This is a genomic window from Corynebacterium sp. HMSC055A01 (assembly GCF_001809405.1).
Classification (GTDB): domain Bacteria; phylum Actinomycetota; class Actinomycetes; order Mycobacteriales; family Mycobacteriaceae; genus Corynebacterium; species Corynebacterium hesseae.
The window spans coordinates 1-21921 of the sequence record NZ_KV797535.1; the positions used below are offsets into that span (position 1 = coordinate 1).

Consider the following 21921-nt stretch of genomic DNA (forward strand, 5'->3'; position numbering starts at 1 on the left):
CCCAACCGGGCTGGATATCAGGTGTCTACCTAACAGGGTCAGGTCCGTGGTGAAGAAGGTAGTGGATTCAGCCGAGTGCCCTTTACCCTCCGTCGGAAGAAGAGTGGTGGAGAAGGCCTCTACGTCACGGTCTACCTTGGCCGGGGAACCTTCGGTTTCGCCGCCTTCGATCTCCTCTAAGTTTGACTCGTAGGCGTTGAAGGTGCGGGGTGCTGCGCGGTTCAGTTCCTTGGCCAAGCTATCGGCGTCGGAGGCGTCGGCGTAGGTGCCGCCGGTGGCGTCGGCAATGCACTGCAGTTCCTGCTGTGCCTCGGGCTCAACGTTGAAGCCGACGGTATTGATGACTAGGTCGATGCCCTGCTCCTTCAGCTCTTTCGCCACATCACACACGGGTGGCGGGGTGCAGGTGGCAACGCCATCGGAGACCAAGATGATGCTGCGCTGGCCTTCCTCTGGTAGCTCAGCGGCGGCCTTGCGTAGGGACTCGCCGATGGGGGTGAATCCTCGTGGCTGCAAGCCATCCATATGAGCGATCATCTTCTCAGAGTTACCGGCCTCGGGTGGTGTGACCACGGTGATGTCCTGGCAACCGGCCGCCTCATCTTCGGGGGCTTCGCCGGTGTTGCCGCCGTAGGTGACAAGCCCCAGAGGAGCGTCGTCACCAGCCTCGGTGATGAAGGTGCGGGCAGCCTCTTTGGCGGCATCAATGCGGGTCTGCCCGCCGGCATCGTTGGTGATCATCGAGCCGGAGGAATCGAAAACCACCATGGTTGGAGCCATGTTGCTGGAAGTGGAGTTGGCCGATTCGGAAGGTTTGTCTTCCGCGGCGGCTAAGGGAAACAGCCCGGTTGCAGCTGCGGCGGCTAAGACCGCGAGTATGGTCACTAAGGGCGCAAGTAGGGAGCGGAAAGTATGGCGAGGGAAAGTGTGCATGTGAGTTAAGTTACATGCCTTGTGGGTGCCTCGCTAGGCGAGCGTAGAGCTCAGGGGGAGTGGCCCCCGTTTACACCCCCGCTGCTAGTCATCTAAAGCCTGCAGGTAGAAGAAGCGGATTAGTGCGCGCCGGGGAATATCGAGAAGTGGGCGCAGGAAGCTAAGGCGGGCGGGCTGGGAGGAGGCGTCGACAAGCAGCAGCGTGCGTCCATCCCGTAGACGCTCCAGGGTGAAGGTCTCCTCGCCGCGCTCGATGTGGCCAGGGAGGGTGCCGTAGGTAAAGCCACAGCGGCCCTCCTCGCGGAATACACCCACCACTCGGCAGCGAAACTCCCACGGCCCCAATCCGAGCGAAACCTCCGCTCCTTCTTCTACGATGGCGTGGCTGGGAGTAACCCGGAAGAGGCCACTGCGCTGCAGGCCCCAGCGAAAAAGTTTGACTGCCGCAGTGTCATAATCAGCGTCGATGACGCGGGACATGTGCAGTTGTGGGAAGCTTGCGGTGGAGGAGTAGGAGAGTGGTTCGGGCATCGCTTAAGCCCTGTCGCCTGTACGGCGAAGCCAGGCGCAGAGTTCCTTCTGTGCGCGGTCCACACCTCCGGGGTAGCTTTCCTCAAGCTCGAGTTTGACGTTATCGAAAATGCGCTCTGAGATGAGCTCCGCGCGCTCTCTACTCAGTTGTCCTTGTAGTTCATCGAGCGGCACCTTGAGCTCCGTATAGGGGCTCGGGCGGAAGTACCAGGAGCGCATGTCTTCCGAATAGACGACAATAGTTGTCTTCGTCATGTGCGATTCCAGCACAACGTTCCCAAACACCAGCGACGTCAGCTTCTTGGATTCCATGGCCGCGAGTGTAGACCGATGTGAACGCCTGCTGCTTTTAAGCGGGTTTAACCTGCGGTAACCGGCTGGATGGAAAGGTAGTTGGCATCGCCAGCGCACCCTTCGAAGCCGGAAATTCGGATGAAGGCGCTGGCGGTTTCGCCGGGCGGGTAGACGCGCAGGCCGTCGGCCGCCTGGGGCTGGCAGGAAGTTGGGTCGAGGACACCGATGTTGGTCATCTTCAGGCCCGCACGGGCAGAGTGCCCGGGCTCGAGCGTGACGGTTGCTGTTTCTTGGCCCGATTCACGCTCGGCGGCGGGGCCGAGCTGGGTGCCGTCGTCATTGGTGACGGCAGAAACCCCGGGGAAGCCTTTCAACGTACACTGCGTGGAAGAAGTGTTGGTGAAGGTGATGTCAGCCAAGCGTGAGCCGGCGGCCCCCTGCGCGTTGGATAATCCGATATCGAGTAGCTGCGTGGTGCATGCGCCATCGGCTGTGGCTTGGGCAGTGTCGCGAGCGGTTTCGGTGCTGTCACCGGACTCAGGTGGTATTTGTTCGGAATCTTGCGCATCAGCGTCGGGTGCCTGCGGGTCTGCGGGTGCTGAAGCCCCGGATTCGGCGCTGGCTGCTTGAGCGGTGGGGGAGACAGCGGAAAGCGTGGCATCAGGGCTGTCGTCGGTGGCGCAGCCGGCCAGTGCAAGGGCAAAGGAACCGGCGGCGAGAACGGGGAGTAGTCGCTGCGTAATCATGGTGGGGAGTCTAGACGTTATGGACCTAGAGTTCCTGCAGGGCGGGGAATACCCTCTCCCTAAGTAATGGCGCGATAGTGACGTCCGGGGCGGCGGGATCGACCCAGGCTAGCTCGGCAATTTCCTTGTCAGGATGGGCAACGGAGATTTCTTCTTCACAGACATAGACGTGAGCGTGGATGGCGTGTGGGGCACCATTAGCCCCCGATGAGACGTAGGTGGCCAGGCGGCGCAGTTTCGACACATCAACCGTGGCGCGAACAGCCTCGTAGGCGATGAGCTGGGCAGCGTGGGCTGGGTTAATAGTCTCATCGATGGAGCCAAATGGCAGGACGAATTCTGGAGTATCGGTGGCGCGGATGACAAGAACGCGACCATGGTTATCGCGCAGGATGACAGCGACGATCTCAGCAATGTCTGCAGGAGATGACGAAGAATTGGCAGTCTCAGACATGCCTCCATAGTAGGTCCGCGTGGGGTCTGAGAGGCGGTGAAGGGAGAGAGGGGGCACCCGAAAACTGTCAGTAGTGTAACGGCTTGGACACAGTCCCTCACGTTAGAAAACGGCGACCCCAGTGCGCGTGTCATCATGGGGGAAGTCTTATAGACCAATACGAGAAGAAGTGAAAAGAGGAATTACTCAATGAGAAAAATTCCGCACCTTAAGAAAGTCATTGTGGGCTCGGCTTTCGCAGGTGCGTTCTTCCTGGGTAACCCAGTGGCGGGTGCTCAGGAGCTCCCCACCATCCCGGAGATTGATTCAGCAGGTTTCGTTGATCAGGTACGTGCGGATCTGCAGTCTGTGGGCATTGAGACCAAGCCCGTGGGCAAGGAGCTGACCGACGCCGTCGATACCGCCGTCAACGGTGCAACCGCGGCGGCATCGAAGGATGCGTCCCAGGCTGTTGCTGGCGCTGTGAACTCGCCTGCGGCGCAGCATCTCACACAGCAAGCGAATCTGAATACCCAGCTGCCGGATTTGGCTTCGGCGCAAGAATACGCCGATGCTAACGCCAGCATGGGACAAGCTCTGACAAACCCGACCCCCATCGGACTGCTGGAGGAAGCCACGCAGCCGGAATTTGTACCTCAGGGTACGGATCCGAACTATGTGTGGAAGAACGACCTGTTCTCCAAGGTTGCTGCTGGTAAACCGCACGCGGACTACGTTCTGCACCGAGTGCCTGGTTCTTACTACGATGCTCCCCAAATCCCCGAGGAATCTAACGTTGCGATGACCGAAGGGAAGTCTCTGTACGGCCCGGGTACCCCGCTGTACATTCGTGAGGACACCATGTGCACGCTGACGGCAGCCGGCACTGATGCCGAAGGCCGCAAGGTCGGTATTACTGCTGGCCACTGTGGAAATGTCGGCGATCCGGTGTCCTCGGCGGACTCCTGGCAGGTAGGCCCCACCGGCACCGTGGTAGCGAAGAACGCGAACCTGGACTACTCGCTCATCGAGTTTGGCTCCCAGGCCGAGGTAACCCGCAGCTATAACGGTGTGACCGCCCAAGGGATCGGTGGCACCACCCAGCCGGGCGATATTACCTGCAAGAGCGGTGTGGCTACCGGCCGCACATGTGGCATGACCTTCCAGCACAGTCAGAAGATCACCATCAACCAGGTGTGCGCGATGGTCGGAGATTCCGGTGCGCCGGTCTTCCACAATGGCCGCATTGTCGGCTCGGTATCCCGCGGACTGGTGCCAGGCCTGCCGTCGTGCCGCACCCCGTGGCAGGGCGCGCTGCACAACCCGACGGTCGTTTCTAATACCGATGTCATCATCGCGGATCTCAACCGCCGCGAGGGCGTAGGTTCCGGATTCACGCTTCCGGAGAACTAACCACCGCTGCGAAAAGGGGCCCTGCGGGGCCCCTTTAGTCGTGTGTGGGGTCCGTTTTCGTAAATAAGGCCGAAAAACTTGCGTTCTGAAGGGGCTTGTTTGCGAAAACGGTCACGGAGCCGCGGGCGCGTGGCTGGGAGAGTACGTTTCTAACAAATAGTGCCCCAGATCTTTAAAGATCTGGGGCACTAAATGATCGAAATGACCTTCGGAACACGATCCGCTGGGGTGCGGCACCGGCCCGCGGCGCTGGGGTGCTGTGCGGGGCCTAGGAGAGGGCGCTGAGGGCGGCGTCGTGAAGCTTGCCGTTGGAGGCCAGTGCCGAGCCGCCGTGGGGGCCGTCTTCGCCGCGGACGTTGGTGAAGCGTCCACCGGCCTCGGTCACGAGGAGTGCCGGGGCGGCCAAATCCCACAGGGAAACCTCCGGCTCGGCAGCGATGTCGACGGCACCTTCGGCCACGAGGCAGTAGTTCCAGAAGTCGCCGTAGCCGCGCAGACGCCAGACCTTATCCGTGAATGAGACGAAGGCATCGCGGTGCGGGCGCCAGCCCGACAGCGAGCTCATGGCCAGGGAAGCGTCTTCCAGTTTGGAGACCTCGGAGACACGCAGGCGTTTTGGCTCCCCACCGAAGACGCGGTAGGCGCCGCTGCCCTTGGCCGCATACCAGCGGCGGCGCAAGGCTGGGGCGGAGACGACGGAGACGACCGGCTCGCCGTCCTCCAGCAGTGAGATTAGCGTGGCCCAGACGGGAACGCCGCGCACGAAATTCTTCGTGCCGTCGATGGGGTCGATGACCCACTGGCGGCCCTCGAAGCAGGCCTCGCCACCAAACTCTTCACCCAGCACCTCATCGCGCGGGCGGGAGCGTTTGAGCGCCTCACGGATGGTCTTTTCGCAGGCGAGGTCCGCATCGGAGACCGGGGTCATGTCCGGCTTTTCCTTGACGGACAGGTCCGCAGCCTCAAAGCGGTGCATCGTGATGGCGTCCGCGTGGCCTGCCATCTCCAGCGCCAGGCCGAGGTCTTCTTTGTACTTACCCACGAAGCCATTCCTCCATCTGATCAACTACCTGTTTATTACCCGCGATACACCATTCCACACCGCCGGCCTCAACCTTGCGCGCCGCGCCGCCCGCGGCCAGCACTAGCGCCTGGCCGGGATACCAATCCCAGTCCTTGACCGAGTGCTGCATCCAGGCACCCCACGTGCCATCCGCCACGCAGGAGAGATCCACGGAACCCGCCCCCAGCATGCGCACGGTGGCAAAGTGTGGTGCCACCTTCTCCCACGCGGCGGCGATGTTCGGGTCGGTCATGGACGTAGGGTGCAGGTATGTCGACAAGCACAGCTTGTCGGCGGGGGTATCGGTAAGCTTGGTGACTTCTTTGCCGTCCAGACTGGTGGGGAAGTCGCGGCCACCAAACCACGTGTAGCCCATGGCGGGGCGGTGGACGGCACCGAGGGTGACCCCTTCAGCGTCGACAAGCGCGAGCGCAGAGCACCAGTAATCGGAGCCCGAGGCGAAATTGTAGGTGCCATCGACGGGGTCGATGACCCACGTGCGGCCAGATGTCGACTCGCGGTTCGCGCCCTCCTCGCCCACGATGCCGTCCTCGCCACGCAGGGCTTCGAGCACACCGGCCACGAAGCGCTCGGCGGCGAAGTCGGCGTCGGTGACGACATCAGAGACGGAGGTCTTTTGCTCTATGCCTACTCCCTGCTCGCGCAGGCGCCAGGCCAGGCGGCCGGCGTTATAAACAAGCGCCTGGGCAAGGTGGGCGTCGGTATCGTCCGCGTGGGCAACGATGAAGGTCTTGATGATGGCATCGATCATCTCGGTGAGGCTTGGCTGGTCACTCATGCCGCCTATTGTCGCGCTAAACGCGGCCGATGGCTAATCAGAGAGAAAGAATAAGTAGAGTAGGGGGCTATGCGTCCGGAACAAACAGCACGACTTGAGGAACTCAGCGCCACCTTGACCTCCATTGAAAAGGTGATGGACCCGGAGGCGGTGTCCGAGCGCGTGCGCGAGCTCGAGGCCCAGGCGGGGGACCCGTCGCTGTGGGATGACCCCGACCATGCTCAGAAGGTGACCTCGGAGCTGTCGGCGCAGCAGGCAAAGCTGCGCAAGTTACAGTCCCTGCGCGGGCGGATTGAGGATCTGCCGGTGATGGCGGAGCTGGCGGAAGAAGAAGGCGATGAGGCCTCCCAGGAACTCGTCGACACAGAGTTGAAGGAGCTTGGCGCCGCCATCGAATCGCTCGAGGTGACCACCATGCTCTCTGGCGAGTATGACCAGCGCGAAGCGGTGATTAACATCCGCTCCGGTGCCGGTGGTGTGGATGCCGCGGACTGGGCGGAGATGCTCATGCGCATGTACACGCGCTGGGCGGAAAAGCACGGCCACAAAGTCGATGTCTACGACATTTCCTATGCCGAGGAGGCTGGTATTAAGTCCGCGACCTTCGTGGTGCATGGCGAATACATGTATGGCCAGCTCTCCGTGGAGCAGGGTGCGCACCGCCTCGTGCGCATCTCGCCTTTTGATAACCAAGCCCGCCGCCAGACCTCCTTCGCTGAGGTCGAGGTGCTGCCGGTGGTGGAGCAGACCGACTCCATCGAGGTGCCGGATTCGGAGGTGCGCGTGGATGTCTACCGCTCTTCGGGCCCCGGTGGTCAGTCGGTGAACACGACGGATTCGGCGGTGCGCCTGACACACATCCCGACCGGCATCGTGGTGACCTGTCAGAATGAGAAGTCCCAGATCCAGAACAGGGCCTCTGCCATGCGCGTGCTGCAAGCGAAGTTGTTGGAGCGCAAGCGTCAGGAAGAGCGCGCGGAGCTTGATGCGCTGGGCGCCGGTGGCAATGCATCCTGGGGCAACCAGATGCGCTCTTATGTGCTGCATCCGTACCAGATGGTCAAGGATTTGCGGACGAATTACGAGGTAGGGGATCCCTCCAAGGTCTTGGACGGAGATATCGATGGCTTCCTGGAATCCGGAATCCGGTGGCGCATGGCGCAGCAGGAGGCCTAGGCCCGAGTGACAAATGTTGCTAATGTGGCTTAAGTGATCACTTTCGAGAATGTGTCCAAGGTCTATCCGACCTCCACTAGGCCCGCTCTGGACAACGTGTCCTTTGAGATTGAGGACGGCGAATTCGTCTTCCTCATCGGCCCGTCCGGCTCCGGCAAGTCGACCTTCCTCCAGCTCATGGTGCGCGAAACCAATGTGAGCTCGGGAGAAATTTACTTCGGGGACTTCCACGTCAACACGTTGAAAGGCCGCGAGGTCAATAGCCTGCGCCAATCCATCGGCTACGTCTTCCAGGATTTCCGGCTCCTGCCCAAGCTCAACGTCTACGACAACGTCGCCTTTGCCCTCGAGGTCATCGGCAAACGCAAGGCGCGGATTGCCAAGCAAGTGCCCGAGGTCCTCGACATGGTCGGCCTAGGCGCCAAGCAGCATCGCATGCCGCACGAGCTTTCCGGCGGTGAGCAGCAGCGCGTGGCGATTGCGAGGGCCTTTGTCAACCGCCCCAAGCTGCTGCTTGCCGACGAACCCACGGGCAACCTCGATCCCTCCACTGCCGCGGAGATTATGGCCTTGCTCACCAAGATCAATCGCCACGGAACCACCGTGGTGATGTCGACGCACAACGCGCGCGCGGTCAACGAGGCCCGCCAGCGCGTCATCGAGCTGCACAACGGCACGCTCGTGCGCGATGAGAAGAACGCAATGTACGGGGAGGCGGTCTAGGTGAATCTAGGCTTTGTTTTCAGGGAAGCCTTTAAGGGGCTCGGGCGCAACATCACCATGACTATCGCCATGGTGATTACCACCGCCATTTCGGTGGCGTTGGTGGTGGCCGGCGTCTTGGTCACCCAGATGACCAATGACACCAAGGACATCTACCTCGAGCGCGTCGAGGTCATGGTCCAGCTCAATGAGGAGATTTCAGCCAACGATCCGGAGTGCAAGGATACCGCGTGTGCCGGGCTGAAGAAGAAACTGGAAGCGGATGAGGACATTGAGTCCGTGAGCTACCGCAACCGCGAGGATTCCTATCAGCGCTTCGTGGAGCTGTTCAAGGACACCGATCCGGTCATGGTTGAGGAAACCTCCCCGGATGCACTGCCGGCTGCCTTCCACGTGCGGTTGAAGGATCCGACGGATACCGCGCCTATCGACGCCATCGCTTCCGACCCCGCTGTCAGCGACATCGTCGACCAGCAGGAGGAGGTGCGCAGCGCCGCGGGCAACCTTGACGCCATCCGGAATGCCACCTTCGTCCTGGCAGCAGTGATGGCGCTTGCAGCCATCATGCTGATTGCGAACATGGTGCAGATCGCCGCCTATCAGCGTCAGCGAGAGACCGCGATTATGCGCATTGTTGGCGCCTCGCGGTGGGTTACTCACGCGCCTTTCATTATGGAAGCGGTCCTCGGTGCTGTCGGCGGCGTCGTCCTCGCCGGGGTGGGCGTCATCGTGGGAAAGAACACCGTGATCGATCCTGCGTTGAAGGACCTGTACCACAATCAGCTGCTGGCCCCGGTGACCTCTGGGGACGTCTGGACGGCGCTGCCCATCGTCGGGCTTGTGGCAATTGTGTGTGCTGCGCTGACTGCGCAGGTAACCATGCGCGCCTACGTGCGGACCTAGAGCTGTAGGGGCGATGTGGATTTTGCCTGGCAGTAGCGTAATATAGTCGGAACTATGGCGAAGAAGGCAAAGAAGAAAAAGGCGGCCGTCGACAATAACTCGACCCTGGCCACCAACCGACGTGCCCGCCACGACTACACCATCCTCGACACTCTGGAATGCGGCATGGTGCTCGTGGGCACCGAGATTAAGTCGATGCGCGAAGGCAAGATTTCCCTGGCGGATGCCTTCGCCACTATCGACGACGGCGAGGTCTACATCCGCAATCTCCACATCCCGGAGTACTCCCAGGGCTCGTGGACGAATCACTCGCCCAAGCGCACGCGCAAGCTGCTGTTGCACCGCCGGGAGATAGACAAACTCATGGGGCAGGTGCGCGACGGCAACAAGACGCTGATCCCGCTCAAGGTCTACCTGAAGGACGGCCGCGCCAAGTGCGAGCTCGGCTTGGCCAAGGGTAAACAGGACTATGACAAGCGTGAAGCAATTAAGCGCCGTGACCAGGACCGCGACATCACTCGCGAGCTGGGCCGGCGCGTCAAGGGGATCAACGCCTAACCTGGGAGCCATGATTTACACGGCCAAGGTACATGACATTATTCGGGGTGACGAGGAACCTCGTGGGGTAGCGGTGCTCGTCGATAAGCTCTGGCCCCGTGGCGTGGCCAAGGATCGCCTCCCTTATGAGCACTGGTTCAAGGATGTCGCGCCCAGTCCGGAGTTGCGTAAGTGGTGGGGCCACGACGCCGATGCCTTCGAAGAGTTTGCGCGGCGCTACCGCGCGGAGCTCGACGCGAATGACAGCGAGGAACTGGAGCAACTGCGCCACCTTGCAGAGCTTGGCGACGTCACCCTCCTCTTCGCCGCCAAGGATCGCGAGGTTAACCACGCCACTGTGCTGAAGGCGTGGTTGGAGGAACGCTAGCCGATGAGGCTCCACACAGTCGCGCCCACGGCAATGAGGCCCGTGACGACGACGAACACGTTGCTGGGGCGGCCGCGGAATTGCTTGAGAGCATCGATGCGGTGGATGGCATACATCGGCAGCAGGTAGAGGATCGAGGCGATGAAGGGGCCACCGATGGCTTCGATAAGCCCCAGGATCGATGGATCGATGATCGCGACAACCCACGCGGCCACGAAGATGATGCCGTGCATGATGGAATTGAGCTGCTTTTCCGAGAGCTTCGCCGTAGCGTGCGGTGCGGCGCTGCGTAGCAGGAAGTTGCCGCCCTCGGTGGCCCCCAACACGTGGCCGAAGTAGGAGGAGATGATGGCGATCATCGCGATGATGGGGGAAAGGAAGGCCAAGACCGGAACGCCGGTGACGTTGGCCAAGTAGGACAAGACCGGCAGGTTCTGCTCGCGGGCCTCCGCGAGCCCGTCTGCACCGAGCGTGAGGGTGCATGACCACACGAAGAACATGGTGAACACGGTGAGCAGAATCGCTGTCAGCGCCAGCGCGCGCGACGCATTCTCGGAGCTCTTCTCGCGGCCGTGTGCAGCGACCATAGCCAAGGAAAACTGGGAGATGGCGGGGGAGTGGTTAAAGGAGAAAACCAACACGGGGATGATGAGGGCGACAGCACCGACGACGCGCCAATCATTGTTGCCAACTTCCATGAAGGAGGCGATATCCCAGCGCGGGATGAGATAAATGGACAGCGCGCCGAGACAGAAGATCAGCGGATACACCAGGAACTGCGTGACGGCGAGCACCATGCGTTGGCCAAAGGTGAAGACGATGGTCATGATGCCCACGAGGAGGAACGACAATAGAGGACGCGGAACCGAGGGCCCGTGTAGCTGGTTGACGATGAAACTATCAACCGTATTGGTGATCGAAACGCCATAAATGAGGACGATGGGAAAGATGGCGCAGAAATAAACCACCGAAATGATAAATCCAGCGCTTTTACCGAAATAGTCCGTGACCACTGCGGTGATGTCCTCGCCCTGGCGCGGTGACGCACAAATCATGCGGGCGAGACCGCGGTGGGAGAAGTAGGTCATCGGGCCAATCAGAATCGTGGCCACGAGGAGGGGCCAGAAGCCGAAACTGCCCGCGTTGATAGGGAGGAAAAGAATTCCAGCGCCCACGGCGGTGCCGAAGAGCGAGATGGCCCATTCGGTGTTGCTTGCTGGGCGTTTAGCGTCTTCCGGGGAGCTGGTGGTTTCGGTATGTGTGCTCACTTTGCAGCCTTTAACAAAGTAGGAGGATAGGACTCACACACCTTAACAGCGTTGAGGTTGATGTTAATCACAAGGGGGTGCTTATGAAAGCTATGCCTCATGTGGCCTGGGGCGAAGCTTGCGGGAATAGGGGCAGGTGCAGTAGCGTTGAACGAACCGTAGGGCGCATGAAGATGCGTTCTGCGCAGCTTTCACAGCAATGTGCAATCGAGGGGTCGACTTGGTTTCGACTTCGTACATTGAGCCAGGGGAAGCGTGCCGGTGCAGGCTAGAGACCACCGTTAAGCGTCGTAGCAACCAATAAACGCAGAGAAGAACTCTCAGCGTGACTACGCCCTCGCTGCCTAATTTCAGCGACGCGTGTCTGTCAGCCTAGGTTTGGTTCCTGACCTAGATCCTGGCATCGACTAGGGAACTTGCCTGACCGGTTTGTTGTTCGGCCGGTTGGGGACTTCTAGAGCAACTGGGCCCATCATCCGGAGCGAGTTTGCCCGAGCCGGAGGGCCGAGTAGAGATCCTGCGCAGACTGCGCACGGAGAAGCCCTGGCGAGGTGACGAAGGACCCGGGTTCAATTCCCGGCGGCTCCACTGAATGGCAAGAAACCCGCTGGTCATAACGGCCAGCGGGTTTCTTGTGTGAAGGGGGTGGATTAACCGATCGGGTAACCGGTGACCGGGCCCTCAGTGTTTGGCTGCCAGCCTAGCGCAGGGGCGATATGGGTGGCGAAGCTTTCGAGAATCTTCACGTTGACGTCCACGCCCATGCCGGTCGGGATGGTGATCAGTAGGGTGTCGGCGGACATGACGGCCGGGTCGGCCTTGAGCTGCTCGATGAGCTTGTCGGGCTCGGCGGCATAGGTGCGGCCGAAGGTGGACGCACCGACGTCGGGCAGCATGCCCACTTGGTCGGAGCCGGAGGCCTGCATGCCGAATCGCTGCATATCGGCGCCGTCCACGATGGGGAAGATGGAGCGGGAGACGGACGCGCGCGGGGCCCAGTCGTGGCCCGCTTCCTTCCAGGCAGCACGGTAGCGGCTGATCTGGTCTGCCTGGATCTCACCTAAGGTCGCGGCGGTGGTCTCGGAAACCAAGGTGGAAGACATCAGGTTCAGTCCGTCCCTGGCGGTCTGCTCTGCCGAAGTATGAGTACCGGAGCCGTAGAAGATGTGCTTGCGTAGATCAGGGGCAATGGGGAAGACAGGGAGGGCGGAGCCGGGCTGGAACATATTCGGGTACTGGCGGTCTAGAGGTGCGGCGGTGGCAAACCCGTTGCCGTCCACCGCAGCCATGAACGCCTCGAGGTGAGCTCGTGCCACGTCCGCGCCGTTGGGGGCCTCGCCCTTGTAGCCGAAAGCCTCCCAACCACGCTCGGCAACCTCCGGGGTGCCGCGCGAGACGCCCAAGGCCACGCGGCCGCCGGAGATTTGGTAGAGGGATGCGGCCTCTTCGGCGAGGTAGAGTGGGTTTTCGTAGCGCATGTCGATCACGCCGGTGCCCACCTCAATGTTCTTGGTGGTGGCGGCGACTGCGCCGAGCAGCGGCATCGGGGCTGAGGCTTGCGGTACGAAGTGGTGGACGCGGAAAGACGCGTTGTTCACACCGATCTCATCTGCAGCCTGGGCGATTTCCAGGTGGATCTTCGCGACTTCTTCCGCGGACGGGCCGCGCTGGCCCCCGAATGCGTAGTGTCCGAAACTTAAGAATCCGAATGCTTTCATTGGTCAAACACTCCTATTGGTGACGTATCAACAACCAGGGTAGCGCCCCATCAGCAGATTGTCACGGTCTAAGGCTGCTCCGCCAAAATCCCCAGTTAGAAAGCGTTCTATCTGGGGTCTCTTCGTGTGTGGAGCCGCCGGGAATTGAACCCGGGTCCCAGATGCTCGTCCGTGCTCATAGGGCCTGCTTTAGGATGGCCGCATGGATACCGAATCTCTCCGCATCGCTGTCGTCTTGTTTGAAGGCTTTGAGCTTCTCGACGTCTTCGGACCCGTCCAGCTGCTTCAAGCGGTGCCTGACATCACCGTGGTTTTCGCCGGGCCGACGGGCGAGCCAGTTGCAAGCTCGCAGGGCGTGGAAGTGGTGCCGACGATTTCTTATGGGCAGATTGGGCCGACCGACGCTCTCCTCGTTCCCGGCGGTAAAGGAACCCGGCAGCTCGTAGGGGACGAATCTTTTCTGTCGTGGCTTCGTGGGTTGGGCGCACAAGCACCGTGGGTTGCCTCCGTGTGCACGGGTTCTGCGGTCTTGGCGGCAGCGGGGCTTTTGGAAGGCTACGCCGCGACGAGCAACAAGCGTGCCTTTGCGTGGGCGAGCTCCTTCGGGGAGTCCGTGATTTGGAAGCTCAAGGCGCGGTGGGTGCAGGACCGTAATCGGTGGACTTCCTCAGGCGTGGCGGCGGGGATGGATATGACGGTCGCACTCATTGAGTACCTCAGCTCCGAAGCTGTTGCCATCGACGCTGCCAACTTTGCGGAATTCGAGCCGCATCGCGATTGCGAGTGGGATCCTTTCGCCCGGCTTTATGGGCTGGTGCCCTCGAGCGTTGACGACGCTGAATGCGGGGAGTGACGTCTGGGAAGCCGACGACGCTCACGGTAGATAAGGTGCTAAAAACGGTCGATTTTGGGCCACTATTTCCCGTGAGTGTAGCGATGGGTGAAAAGCGCTCTTGGTGAGAGGGCGCTCGGAACTTCGTCGTCAGCAGAAGCGTTAATGTTCTAGTGACTGATCAAATCTTGCGTGGTGAACTATGGCGATAAAGATGCCTATCGACTTAAGGCCGCTTCGTGTCGAGGATGCTACCGAGATGGCTACTGTGCTTTCCAGCCGTGCCCTGTACACGTTTACGGGTGGTGAGCCGCCTTCTGCTGATGAGCTTGCGCGACGGTACGCGTTCCAAACCCGAGGCGGCTCGAGCGACGGTACCGAAGAATGGATCAATCTCATCGTCACCCTCGGTTCGAGTAAGCAACCGATAGGTTACGTCCAGGCGACTGTGCCCCGCAGCGGTGATGCGACGGAGATCGCATGGGTGATTGGGAAACAGTGGCAGGGGCATGGATACGCCAAGGAAGCCGTGAAACTGCTTAGCGCTTATCTTGCGGAGCGAGGCATTACGCATCTCATCGCTCATATCCATCCCGAGCACCTAGCCTCACAGCATGTCGCTGCCTATGCAGGGATGAGCCCCACGGCACAGGTCGTTGACGGCGAAGTCCGTTGGGAGCGCAGATAGTCTCCAACAAAATCGTGAAAAGCGAGCATCATTGCCAAGTCAGGGCTAATGGACACCTCTCAGTGTCGTTCACGGTAGATAAGGGGCTAAAAACGGTCGATTTTGGGGCGCTATTTGCAGTGAGCGTAATCGGAATCCCGTGAGGGGTGTAGGGGTGCGGGACGAAAGCGAGGTAGGGCTGTCCGAACAAAATGTGACCCAGGACAAAAGAATTTGTTACCCAAGTTACAGTCACGTGGTAGCCTTTCCCCAACAGTGTGACGTGGAGCACTGGGACTGACCCCTACGACAGGAGTACCCATGAACAGCCCATCCAATGCAGCGCCACAAGGCGGCGCTGGCACCGCGGAAAAGCCGAAGTCGCATCCCGCAAAGGCTGAGCAAAAGCAGAGCCAACAATCCAGTGGGGGAATGCTGGATAAGTTCCTCAATGGTGTCGAATACATCGGCAACAAGCTGCCGGAGCCCTTCACCATCTTCCTGATCCTCTTCCTGATCACAGGTGTGCTTTCCACCATCATGGCGAAGATGGGCGTGGAAATTAAGATTCCCGGTAGCGATGAGATTCAGCCAGTTAAAGGCCTGTTCACCGGTGAAGGGTTGACCTGGTTCACCACGACAATGGGGGAGAACTATATCAACTTCCCGCCGCTGGTGACGGTATTGCCCATCATGCTGGCGGTGGGTGTCGCGGAGCGCTCCGGAATGCTCTCGGCGCTCATCCGTAAGCTCTTCGGTTCTGCGAAGCCGTGGCTGCTGCCCTATGCAGTCGGCGTCATCGGCGTGACCGCTTCGGTCATGGCGGATGCCGCCTTCGTCATCGTCCCGCCGCTGGCGGCGATGGTCTTCAAAGCCGCGGGCCGCCACCCAGTGGCTGGCCTGATTGGTGGCTTCGCCGCCGTGGGCGCTGGCTATTCCACATCCTTGGTGCCGACTTCCTTGGATGCGCTCTTTGCCGGTATTACGACCGCGGTCATGGAGACGCTGCCGAATACCGACTTCGCGCCGGTTAACGCCATGTCGAATTACTACTTCAACGTGGCCTCCTCCATCGTGCTGGGTGTGCTGGCTGGTTTCATCATCGACAAGGTCATCGAGCCGCGCATGTGGCAGCAGGAAGTTCCCACCGAGGAAGATATCGACCCTGAGGATGCCGCTGAGCGTGGTGACCGCGATGAAAACGGCGAGGAGCTCACCGCTGAACTGCGTCCGGCCGAATCCAAGGGCCTCATCTGGTCCGGTGTGGCCACGGTCATCCTCACCGCCATCATCCTCTTCGCGGTCCTTCTGCCAGAATCGCCGTGGCGCAATGAGGAGGGCAGCTTCTTGCCCAAGTCCCCGCTGCTGAATTCCATCGTCTTCATCGTTTTCGCCTACTTCTTGGTGCTCGGCGTTGTCTACGGCAAGGTTGTCGGCACGGTCAAGGGGATCACCGACGTCGTGAACATGATGATCGGTGCTCTCAAAGACATGATGAGCTTCCTTATTCTGGCCTTCATCCTGGGTCAGTTCGTGGCGCTCTTTGCGTGGACCGGTATCGGTACTTTTACTGCCGTGAAGGGTGCGGCCTTCCTCGAATCCATCGGGCTTACCGGCTTCCCAGCCATTTTCGCCTTCATCGCGCTCGCGTCGTGTCTGAACCTGCTGATCATTTCCGGTTCCTCCATGTGGACGCTCATGGCAGCGGTCTTCGTTCCGATGTTTGCCCTGCTGGGCTATGAGCCGGCCTTCATTCAGGGTGCGTTCCGCGTTGGTGATTCCGCGACCCAGATCATCACCCCGCTGAACCCGTACATGATCGTTATGCTTGGCTTCCTCCAGCGCTATGAGCGCGGGGCGGGCCTGGGAACACTGATGTCGCGCCTCGTGCCCTTCGTTATCCCGTTCTTTACCGCTTGGGCAATTCTGCTGGCCATCTGGTTCTATGTGGATCTTCCGCTGGGACCGGGCAACAACGTCATGATTGGTTAATCGAATGGACGAACGCAACAATCCGTCGACAGCGTATTTGGAGGCGATGGAGGAGGGCGTCGCCAAGCGCGTGGCGTCCGCCGCCCCACCGGAAAAGCACGGAGAGGACTACCCGGGCCAATCGCGGCTCTGGGACGCTGCTGCCGCACAGGCAGATGCCCTGCGGGAGCAGGCAGCGCACATCGTTGCGGATCTGCACGCCCACCCCGAAACCGCTTTTGAGGAGCATCGCTCCATGGCGGTACTCGCGGACCTCGTGGAGGAGCATGGTTTTTCCACGCGCCGCGGGGTCTATGGTGTGGAGACCGCGTTCGAAGCCTCGTGGCAGAGCCTGGATTTCGATCCCGGGCAGCATCCCACCGTGGCCATCCTGGCGGAATATGATGCCCTGCCGCATATTGGGCACGCGTGTGGGCACAATGTCATCGCCGCGGCGGGTGTTACTGGATTCTTGGCGGCTACTGCCGTGCTGGACGACGCCACCCCTTCCTTATCCGGCCGCATACTTCTCCAGGGAACCCCTGCGGAGGAAGGTCATTCAGGCAAGGAATACATGATTCGCGGAGGCAGCCTCGACGGCGTGGATGCCGCAGTGATGATCCATGGCTTTGGTTATGACATCGGCGCGCACGCCTGGGTAGGCCGCCGCATCTTGCGTGTGACATTTCGTGGTGTGGCTGCACATGCGAGCTCCCAGCCCTTCATGGGGCGCAACGCCCTCGACGCCGCGAGCTTGGCCTACCAGGGCATTGGTCTGATGCGGCAGCAGATGCCGCCTTCGGATCGCGTGCACGCCATCATGAGCGGTGGCGATCGCCCTTCCATTATTCCGAGCGAGGCGGAGATGACTATTTACGTGCGCTCGTTGGGAACGCGCACGCTCATGGATCTGTCCGCCAGGGTGGAAGACATCGTCCAGGGTGCAGCGCTCATGGCCGGCGTTGAGGTGGATGTGGATTGGGACGAGCATCCGATGACGCTGCCCGTGCGCAACAATGCGGCGCTGGTGGACCGCTGGACGGCGACGCAAGCGCGCCGGGGGCGCACTGCGCTGCCGGCGGGGACGGTTCCGGATACGGTGGCTGCCTCGACGGACTTCGGCAACGTCTCCCACCTCGTTCCGGGTTTGCACCCGATGGTGCAGGTTTCGCCTACCGACGTGGCCTTGCATACCGAGGACTTCGCCCGCTTGGCGGCCACGCCGCAGGCGGTGGATGCGGCTGTCGATTCCGCTGCAGGGTTGGCGCAAGTAGCGCTAGATTTCTTGGCGGACTCGGACTTTCGCCGCGCGGCGCAGGAAGACTTTGATAGAGAAGGGCCTGTATCGGTGACCGATCTCATCGCGGAGAAGGGGTAGCGTGCCACGTTCTTGTAATGGCACGTCACGGGGCGTCGCCCAGCGTATGCGTACCCCCGTGATGAATTAAGAAACAATTGTGTGCTTGAAAGGTAAGCCTTACATAGGTTAGGTTATGCGCTGACATTATTTGCCAGCTGTGGTTAGCCACACCTAATATGCAAGGAAGCTATGTTTACTCTTTCTCGCCGTGCCGCAGGCACGACCGTCACCAAGGTTGCCGCCACCCTCTCCGTGGCTGCGCTCGCTCTAACGGGTTGCTCCGCAAACCAATCCCAGGATTCTGCTGAGCCGACCAACTCCGCAGCCGCGGACTCCTCCACGATTACGCTGGAGGATAACTTTGGTTCGAAGGACGTCGCGCTGCCGGTAGAGAACCCCGCGGTGACGGATAACCGCGCTTTCTCCGTTCTGGCTCAGTGGGATGTTGACCTCGCCGCCGCGCCGCTTCCGCTGGTGCCGAAATCCCTGCGTGATACCTACAACAAGGACACCGTCGAGGTTGACCTGGGCTCCCATAAGGAGCCGGATCTGGAAAACCTCGTGGCGGCGGAGCCGGACGTGGTGTGGAACGGTCAGCGTTTCGAGCAGCACCAGGAGGACATCGAGAAGCTGCTCGAAGATGTTCCAGTTGTTGACTTCGAGCCGCGCGATGACAAGGACTTCTTCGAAGAGCTCAAGCGCCACACCGAGGCGCTGGGCCAGGTCTTTGGCCACGAGGAAGACGCCGAAAAGCTCATCGCGGACTTCGACGCTGCCGCCGAGCGTGCCAAGAAGGCCTATGACCCTGAGCAGAAGGTGATGGCCGTGAATACCTCCGGTGGTGAAATCGGCTACATCGCTCCTGGCATCGGGCGCGTGTATGGGCCGGTCTTCGACTTGCTCGGCCTGACCCCGGCCCTAGAAGTCGACAATGCTTCTGACGACCACGAGGGTGACGATATCTCCGTCGAGGCGATTGCTCAGTCCAACCCGGATTGGATCCTCGTTATGGACCGCGACGCTGCCATTTCCAAGGAAGGCGAGCAGGTCACCCCGGGTGAGAAGCTGGTCAAGGACAATGCGGCGCTGAAGAGCGTGAGCGCGGTAAAGGACGGCAACGTTTACGTGGCGCCGAATGACACCTACATTGATGAGTCCATCATTACCTACACCGAGATCTTGAACGCGCTTGCCGACGCCTTCGAGAAGGCCCAAGCCTAAACAGTTCTGCGTTAGCGAAGGAGAAGATTCACAACGTGACGGTGAAGAGTAGCGCTGCGTCCCAGCGGCCAGCCGCGAACAAGCGCAGTTCGCGCGGTTCTGTGCTGACCTGGAAGCTGGGCCTTGGCGTACTTGGCGTCGTCGCGCTACTCCTCCTTTCCCTCATCGTGGGCGAGTACAGCATCCTCGATAATGAGGACGGCTGGGAGATGTTCTTCACCACCCGCATACCGCGTACCGTGGCGCTCGTTTTGGCGGGCGCTGCGATGGCAATGAGCGGTTTGGTTATGCAGCTGCTGACTCAAAACCGCTTCGTGGAACCCACGACGACGGGAACTACCGAGTGGGCCGGATTGGGCCTGCTCTTTTCCCTAATCCTCTTCCCGCATGCATCGGTACTGGTGAAGATGATCATTTCGGTGCTCTTCGCTTTCGTGGGCACCATGGTGTTTTTCGCGTTCCTGCGTCGCGTGGCACTGCGCTCTTCACTCATCGTGCCGATCATCGGCATTATGCTGGGCGCTGTCGTTAGTGCGGTGTCGTCTTACGTAGCGCTAGCGACGGATACCTTGCAGCAGCTCGGCATCTGGTTCATGGGATCCTTTACCTCTGTCTATGAAGGACAGTACGAAGTCCTGTGGATCGTGCTCCTGGTTTTGCTGGCGGTGTGTTTCTACGCGGATAAACTCACCGTCGCCGGGCTAGGGGAGGACATCGCCACCAATATTGGCCTGAACTACCAGCGGATGATCCTGCTGGGAACCGGCCTCATCGCGGTGGCGACGGGCGTGGTCACCGTCGTCGTTGGCGCCCTGCCTTTCTTGGGCCTCATCGTGCCTAATGTGGTGAGCATGGTGCGCGGCGATGACCTGCGCTCTAATCTTCCATGGGTCTGCCTGCTCGGCATCGCCACGGTGACCCTGTGCGACCTGATTGGCCGCACGATCATCTCTCCGTTTGAGATGCCCGTATCGGTCATCCTGGGCGTTGTGGGTGCTATCGTTTTCGTCGTCTTGATCGTGAGGTCGACCAAGTGAGTGTGAGTATCTCTATCCCTGCGACGAAGGAAGCTGTGCAAGTTTCACGAGCCCGGCGAAACGTGGGCAGCTTCCAGTCTGCGGCTGCGGCGCGAAAGTACTGGATCATCCTCGGTGCTTTGATCTTCGCCGGGCTGCTCTTCGCCTTCGGCCTTTTGGCCTATGACAACCCCATGGACTTTGGGACCCGGAAGTGGTGGCTCATTGCGCGTCGCCGCGCTGATGCGGTGACCGCCATGGCGGTTGTCGCCGTGTGCCAAGCAGTCGCCACGGTAGCTTTCCACACGGTGACCAACAACCGAATCCTCACGCCCTCCATCATGGGCTTTGAATCCCTGTACGTGGCCATCAATACGGCTACGGTCTTCTTCCTCGGTGCTGCCGGCCTGACCCAGGCGCGGACCATGGGAACCTTTCTCATGCAGCTCGCGCTCATGGTGGCGCTGTCTGTGGTGCTGTATTCTTGGCTGCTGACTAGCCGCCGCAACAACATGCATGCGATGTTGCTCGTGGGCATCATTATCGGCGGCGGCCTCGGCTCGTTGGCAACGTTTATGCAGCGCATGCTCACCCCCAGCGAGTTCGATGTGCTCACCGCGCGGCTTTTTGGCTCCGTTAACAACGCGGAGAGTGAGTACTATCCCATCGCGATTCCGCTGGTCATTGCGGTGACACTGTTGATGTTCCTCAACTCCCGTCAGCTCAACGTGTTGGCATTAGGAAGAGATGCCGCCACAAACCTGGGCGTTAACCACAAGGTCAACGCCATCTACACGCTGATTTTGGTCTCCATCCTCATGGCCACGAGCACCGCGCTCGTCGGGCCCATGACCTTCCTCGGATTCCTCGTAGCAACGTTGGCCTACCAGGCGGCGGAGACTTATGACCACCGTTTCCTCTTCCCGATGGCTATAGCCACCGCCTTCGCTGTACTCACCGGCGCCTACTTCCTGATGGAGCACGTCTTTTACGCACAGGGTGTGGTCTCCATCATCATTGAGTTGGTGGGCGGCAGCGTCTTCCTCCTGGTCATTCTGCGAAAGGGCAAGCTGTGATCAAGCTTTCCAATGTTTCGAAGTCCTACTCCGGCGAGACCAACATCGGTCCCATCGATTTGGAAATTCCCTCCGGCGGTATCACCGCGCTGATTGGGCCGAACGGCGCGGGCAAGTCCACGATGCTGACGATGATTGGCCGGCTTCTCGACGCCGACGAAGGCACCATCGAGGTCGCCGGTTACGACGTGTCCTCCACGAAATCGCAGGACTTGGCGAAGATCCTCTCCATCCTGCGCCAGGAGAATCACTTCATTACCAAGCTGACCGTGCGCCAGCTGGTGAGCTTCGGCCGTTTCCCTTACTCGAAGGGACGCCTGACTGCGGAAGATGAAGAGATAGTCTCGCGCTACATCGACTTCTTCCACTTGCGTGAATTGGAGAATCGCTATCTCGACGAGCTATCCGGTGGGCAGCGCCAGCGCGCTTATGTGGCGATGGTGCTCTGCCAGGAAACGGATTACGTGCTTCTCGACGAACCCCTCAACAACCTCGACATCTCACACTCTGTGGAGATGATGAAGCATTTGCGGAAGGCCGGCAAGGAATTTGGCCGGACGATCATCATCGTCCTCCATGACATCAACTTTGCTGCTCGTTATGCCGACTACATTTGTGCGGCCAAGGATGGAAGCATCGTTTCTTTCGGCAGTCCGGAGGAGATCATGCGCGATGAGATTCTCACGCCCATCTTCGAAACCCCAATCACTGTTATCGATGGCCCGGATGGGCTGTTGGCCTGTTACCACTAGCTATTAACATTCAGGTGGACTGCCCGACAGTCAGAAAACCGCCCCAGGAAGAGCGTCAAAATGTGCATCTTCCTGGGGATTTGTTGTTTGTTGGGGGTGTG

At 60.3% G+C, this 21921-nt stretch carries 23 protein-coding genes and 1 other RNA gene; 15 read left to right on the plus strand and 9 right to left on the minus strand.

Annotation, left to right across the window (positions count from 1 at the left end; translation table 11 throughout):
• From HMPREF2604_RS02005 to HMPREF2604_RS02025, 5 genes are all read right to left on the minus strand, one after another.
• Positions 1-933: vWA domain-containing protein (locus HMPREF2604_RS02005; protein ID WP_246818359.1), on the minus strand; the 933-nt coding region annotated here is incomplete at its 3' end.
• Positions 934-1017: 84 nt separating this feature from the next.
• Positions 1018-1464 (minus strand): DUF1990 domain-containing protein, encoded by a 447-nt coding sequence (locus HMPREF2604_RS02010; protein WP_070562757.1) that lies wholly within the window; start codon positions 1462-1464, stop codon positions 1018-1020.
• A gap of 3 nt (positions 1465-1467) precedes the next feature.
• A complete protein-coding gene (locus HMPREF2604_RS02015; RefSeq protein WP_070562760.1) occupies positions 1468-1776 on the minus strand; it encodes a hypothetical protein in 309 nt (102 codons plus the stop codon).
• Between the two features lie 47 nt (positions 1777-1823).
• Positions 1824-2504 carry a DUF4232 domain-containing protein gene (locus HMPREF2604_RS02020; RefSeq protein ID WP_070562763.1) on the minus strand — a complete coding sequence of 227 codons (681 nt, stop codon included), beginning with the start codon at positions 2502-2504 and terminating at the stop codon, positions 1824-1826.
• A 25-nt stretch (positions 2505-2529) separates the two neighbouring features.
• Positions 2530-2958 (minus strand): NUDIX domain-containing protein, encoded by a 429-nt coding sequence (locus HMPREF2604_RS02025; protein WP_070562766.1) that lies wholly within the window; start codon positions 2956-2958, stop codon positions 2530-2532.
• A gap of 189 nt (positions 2959-3147) precedes the next feature.
• Here HMPREF2604_RS02025 and HMPREF2604_RS02030 point away from each other — a divergent pair, with 189 nt between their 5' ends.
• Complete coding sequence (locus HMPREF2604_RS02030; RefSeq protein WP_070562769.1) at positions 3148-4350, plus strand: S1 family peptidase; 1203 nt, start codon at positions 3148-3150, stop codon at positions 4348-4350.
• 268 nt (positions 4351-4618) lie between these two features.
• Here the strand turns inward: HMPREF2604_RS02030 and hisN are convergent, their stop codons facing one another.
• Together hisN and HMPREF2604_RS02040 are read right to left on the minus strand one after the other, a co-directional pair.
• Entirely contained in the window at positions 4619-5392 is a 774-nt protein-coding gene (hisN, locus tag HMPREF2604_RS02035; RefSeq protein WP_070562772.1) for a histidinol-phosphatase, read from the minus strand.
• On the minus strand, positions 5385-6212 hold the full coding sequence (locus HMPREF2604_RS02040; protein WP_070562775.1) for an inositol monophosphatase family protein: 828 nt from the start codon (positions 6210-6212) through the stop codon (positions 5385-5387). The genes hisN and HMPREF2604_RS02040 overlap by 8 nt, the downstream gene beginning before the upstream one ends.
• Before the next feature lie 69 nt (positions 6213-6281).
• On the opposite strand from HMPREF2604_RS02040, the gene prfB reads away from it, so the two are divergent.
• From prfB to HMPREF2604_RS02065, 5 genes are read left to right on the plus strand one after another with little or no spacing between them, the layout of a single operon-like run.
• On the plus strand, positions 6282-7388 hold the full coding sequence (prfB, locus tag HMPREF2604_RS02045; RefSeq protein ID WP_070562778.1) for a peptide chain release factor 2: 1107 nt from the start codon (positions 6282-6284) through the stop codon (positions 7386-7388).
• A gap of 33 nt (positions 7389-7421) precedes the next feature.
• A complete protein-coding gene (gene ftsE, locus HMPREF2604_RS02050) occupies positions 7422-8111 on the plus strand; it encodes a cell division ATP-binding protein FtsE (RefSeq protein WP_070562781.1) in 690 nt (229 codons plus the stop codon).
• A complete protein-coding gene (ftsX, locus tag HMPREF2604_RS02055) occupies positions 8112-9014 on the plus strand; it encodes a permease-like cell division protein FtsX (RefSeq protein WP_070562783.1) in 903 nt (300 codons plus the stop codon).
• A 54-nt stretch (positions 9015-9068) separates the two neighbouring features.
• Positions 9069-9572, plus strand: a complete 504-nt coding sequence (gene smpB, locus HMPREF2604_RS02060) for an SsrA-binding protein SmpB (RefSeq protein ID WP_010189093.1) — start codon at positions 9069-9071, stop codon at positions 9570-9572.
• A 10-nt stretch (positions 9573-9582) separates the two neighbouring features.
• On the plus strand, positions 9583-9939 hold the full coding sequence (locus HMPREF2604_RS02065) for a DUF488 domain-containing protein (protein WP_070530313.1): 357 nt from the start codon (positions 9583-9585) through the stop codon (positions 9937-9939).
• On the opposite strand, the gene HMPREF2604_RS02070 is transcribed toward HMPREF2604_RS02065, so the two are convergent.
• Positions 9936-11207 (minus strand): SLC5/6 family protein, encoded by a 1272-nt coding sequence (locus HMPREF2604_RS02070; protein ID WP_070524667.1) that lies wholly within the window; start codon positions 11205-11207, stop codon positions 9936-9938. The two genes, HMPREF2604_RS02065 and HMPREF2604_RS02070, sit on opposite strands and share 4 nt — an antisense overlap.
• 211 nt (positions 11208-11418) lie before the next feature.
• On the opposite strand from HMPREF2604_RS02070, the gene ssrA reads away from it, so the two are divergent.
• Positions 11419-11798: a transfer-messenger RNA gene (ssrA, locus tag HMPREF2604_RS02075) on the plus strand.
• Positions 11799-11857: 59 nt separating this feature from the next.
• Here ssrA and HMPREF2604_RS02080 read toward each other — a convergent pair.
• Positions 11858-12925 carry an LLM class flavin-dependent oxidoreductase gene (locus HMPREF2604_RS02080; protein ID WP_070562786.1) on the minus strand — a complete coding sequence of 356 codons (1068 nt, stop codon included), beginning with the start codon at positions 12923-12925 and terminating at the stop codon, positions 11858-11860.
• Between the two features lie 202 nt (positions 12926-13127).
• Between HMPREF2604_RS02080 and HMPREF2604_RS02085 the strand changes: the two genes are divergently transcribed.
• The 8 genes from HMPREF2604_RS02085 to HMPREF2604_RS02120 all read left to right on the plus strand — a co-directional run bounded on the left by HMPREF2604_RS02085 (position 13128) and on the right by HMPREF2604_RS02120 (position 21820).
• Complete coding sequence (locus HMPREF2604_RS02085; protein ID WP_070562789.1) at positions 13128-13778, plus strand: DJ-1/PfpI family protein; 651 nt, start codon at positions 13128-13130, stop codon at positions 13776-13778.
• Between the two features lie 193 nt (positions 13779-13971).
• Positions 13972-14445, plus strand: a complete 474-nt coding sequence (locus tag HMPREF2604_RS02090) for a GNAT family N-acetyltransferase (protein WP_255365831.1) — start codon at positions 13972-13974, stop codon at positions 14443-14445.
• A gap of 300 nt (positions 14446-14745) precedes the next feature.
• Positions 14746-16416 (plus strand): AbgT family transporter, encoded by a 1671-nt coding sequence (locus HMPREF2604_RS02095; RefSeq protein WP_070562792.1) that lies wholly within the window; start codon positions 14746-14748, stop codon positions 16414-16416.
• Between the two features lie 4 nt (positions 16417-16420).
• Positions 16421-17773: a M20 family metallopeptidase gene (locus HMPREF2604_RS02100; protein WP_070562794.1), complete on the plus strand. Its 1353-nt coding sequence runs from the start codon at positions 16421-16423 to the stop codon at positions 17771-17773.
• 171 nt (positions 17774-17944) lie between these two features.
• Complete coding sequence (locus tag HMPREF2604_RS02105) at positions 17945-18976, plus strand: siderophore ABC transporter substrate-binding protein (RefSeq protein WP_070562797.1); 1032 nt, start codon at positions 17945-17947, stop codon at positions 18974-18976.
• A 35-nt stretch (positions 18977-19011) separates the two neighbouring features.
• On the plus strand, positions 19012-20013 hold the full coding sequence (locus tag HMPREF2604_RS02110) for an ABC transporter permease (protein WP_070562800.1): 1002 nt from the start codon (positions 19012-19014) through the stop codon (positions 20011-20013).
• A 35-nt stretch (positions 20014-20048) separates the two neighbouring features.
• Positions 20049-21068 carry an iron chelate uptake ABC transporter family permease subunit gene (locus tag HMPREF2604_RS02115; RefSeq protein ID WP_070562803.1) on the plus strand — a complete coding sequence of 340 codons (1020 nt, stop codon included), beginning with the start codon at positions 20049-20051 and terminating at the stop codon, positions 21066-21068.
• A complete protein-coding gene (locus HMPREF2604_RS02120; protein WP_070562806.1) occupies positions 21065-21820 on the plus strand; it encodes an iron ABC transporter ATP-binding protein in 756 nt (251 codons plus the stop codon). The genes HMPREF2604_RS02115 and HMPREF2604_RS02120 overlap by 4 nt, the downstream gene beginning before the upstream one ends.
• The last annotated feature ends 101 nt before the right edge of the window (positions 21821-21921 follow it).

Bases quoted from the DNA above. Each gene is read 5' to 3' on its own strand.
- HMPREF2604_RS02040 (WP_070562775.1), bottom strand. From the start codon at position 6,212: ATGAGTGACCAGCCAAGCCTCACCGAGATGATCGATGCCATCATCAAG.
- HMPREF2604_RS02015 (WP_070562760.1), bottom strand. From the start codon at position 1,776: ATGGAATCCAAGAAGCTGACGTCGCTGGTGTTTGGGAACGTTGTGCTG.
- HMPREF2604_RS02010 (WP_070562757.1), bottom strand. From the start codon at position 1,464: ATGCCCGAACCACTCTCCTACTCCTCCACCGCAAGCTTCCCACAACTG.
- HMPREF2604_RS02030 (WP_070562769.1), top strand. From the start codon at position 3,148: ATGAGAAAAATTCCGCACCTTAAGAAAGTCATTGTGGGCTCGGCTTTC.
- HMPREF2604_RS02020 (WP_070562763.1), bottom strand. From the start codon at position 2,504: ATGATTACGCAGCGACTACTCCCCGTTCTCGCCGCCGGTTCCTTTGCC.
- HMPREF2604_RS02090 (WP_255365831.1), top strand. From the start codon at position 13,972: ATGCCTATCGACTTAAGGCCGCTTCGTGTCGAGGATGCTACCGAGATG.
- prfB (WP_070562778.1), top strand. From the start codon at position 6,282: ATGCGTCCGGAACAAACAGCACGACTTGAGGAACTCAGCGCCACCTTG.
- HMPREF2604_RS02105 (WP_070562797.1), top strand. From the start codon at position 17,945: ATGTTTACTCTTTCTCGCCGTGCCGCAGGCACGACCGTCACCAAGGTT.
- HMPREF2604_RS02065 (WP_070530313.1), top strand. From the start codon at position 9,583: ATGATTTACACGGCCAAGGTACATGACATTATTCGGGGTGACGAGGAA.
- HMPREF2604_RS02100 (WP_070562794.1), top strand. From the start codon at position 16,421: ATGGACGAACGCAACAATCCGTCGACAGCGTATTTGGAGGCGATGGAG.
- HMPREF2604_RS02025 (WP_070562766.1), bottom strand. From the start codon at position 2,958: ATGTCTGAGACTGCCAATTCTTCGTCATCTCCTGCAGACATTGCTGAG.
- smpB (WP_010189093.1), top strand. From the start codon at position 9,069: ATGGCGAAGAAGGCAAAGAAGAAAAAGGCGGCCGTCGACAATAACTCG.
- HMPREF2604_RS02080 (WP_070562786.1), bottom strand. From the start codon at position 12,925: ATGAAAGCATTCGGATTCTTAAGTTTCGGACACTACGCATTCGGGGGC.
- HMPREF2604_RS02095 (WP_070562792.1), top strand. From the start codon at position 14,746: ATGAACAGCCCATCCAATGCAGCGCCACAAGGCGGCGCTGGCACCGCG.
- HMPREF2604_RS02085 (WP_070562789.1), top strand. From the start codon at position 13,128: ATGGATACCGAATCTCTCCGCATCGCTGTCGTCTTGTTTGAAGGCTTT.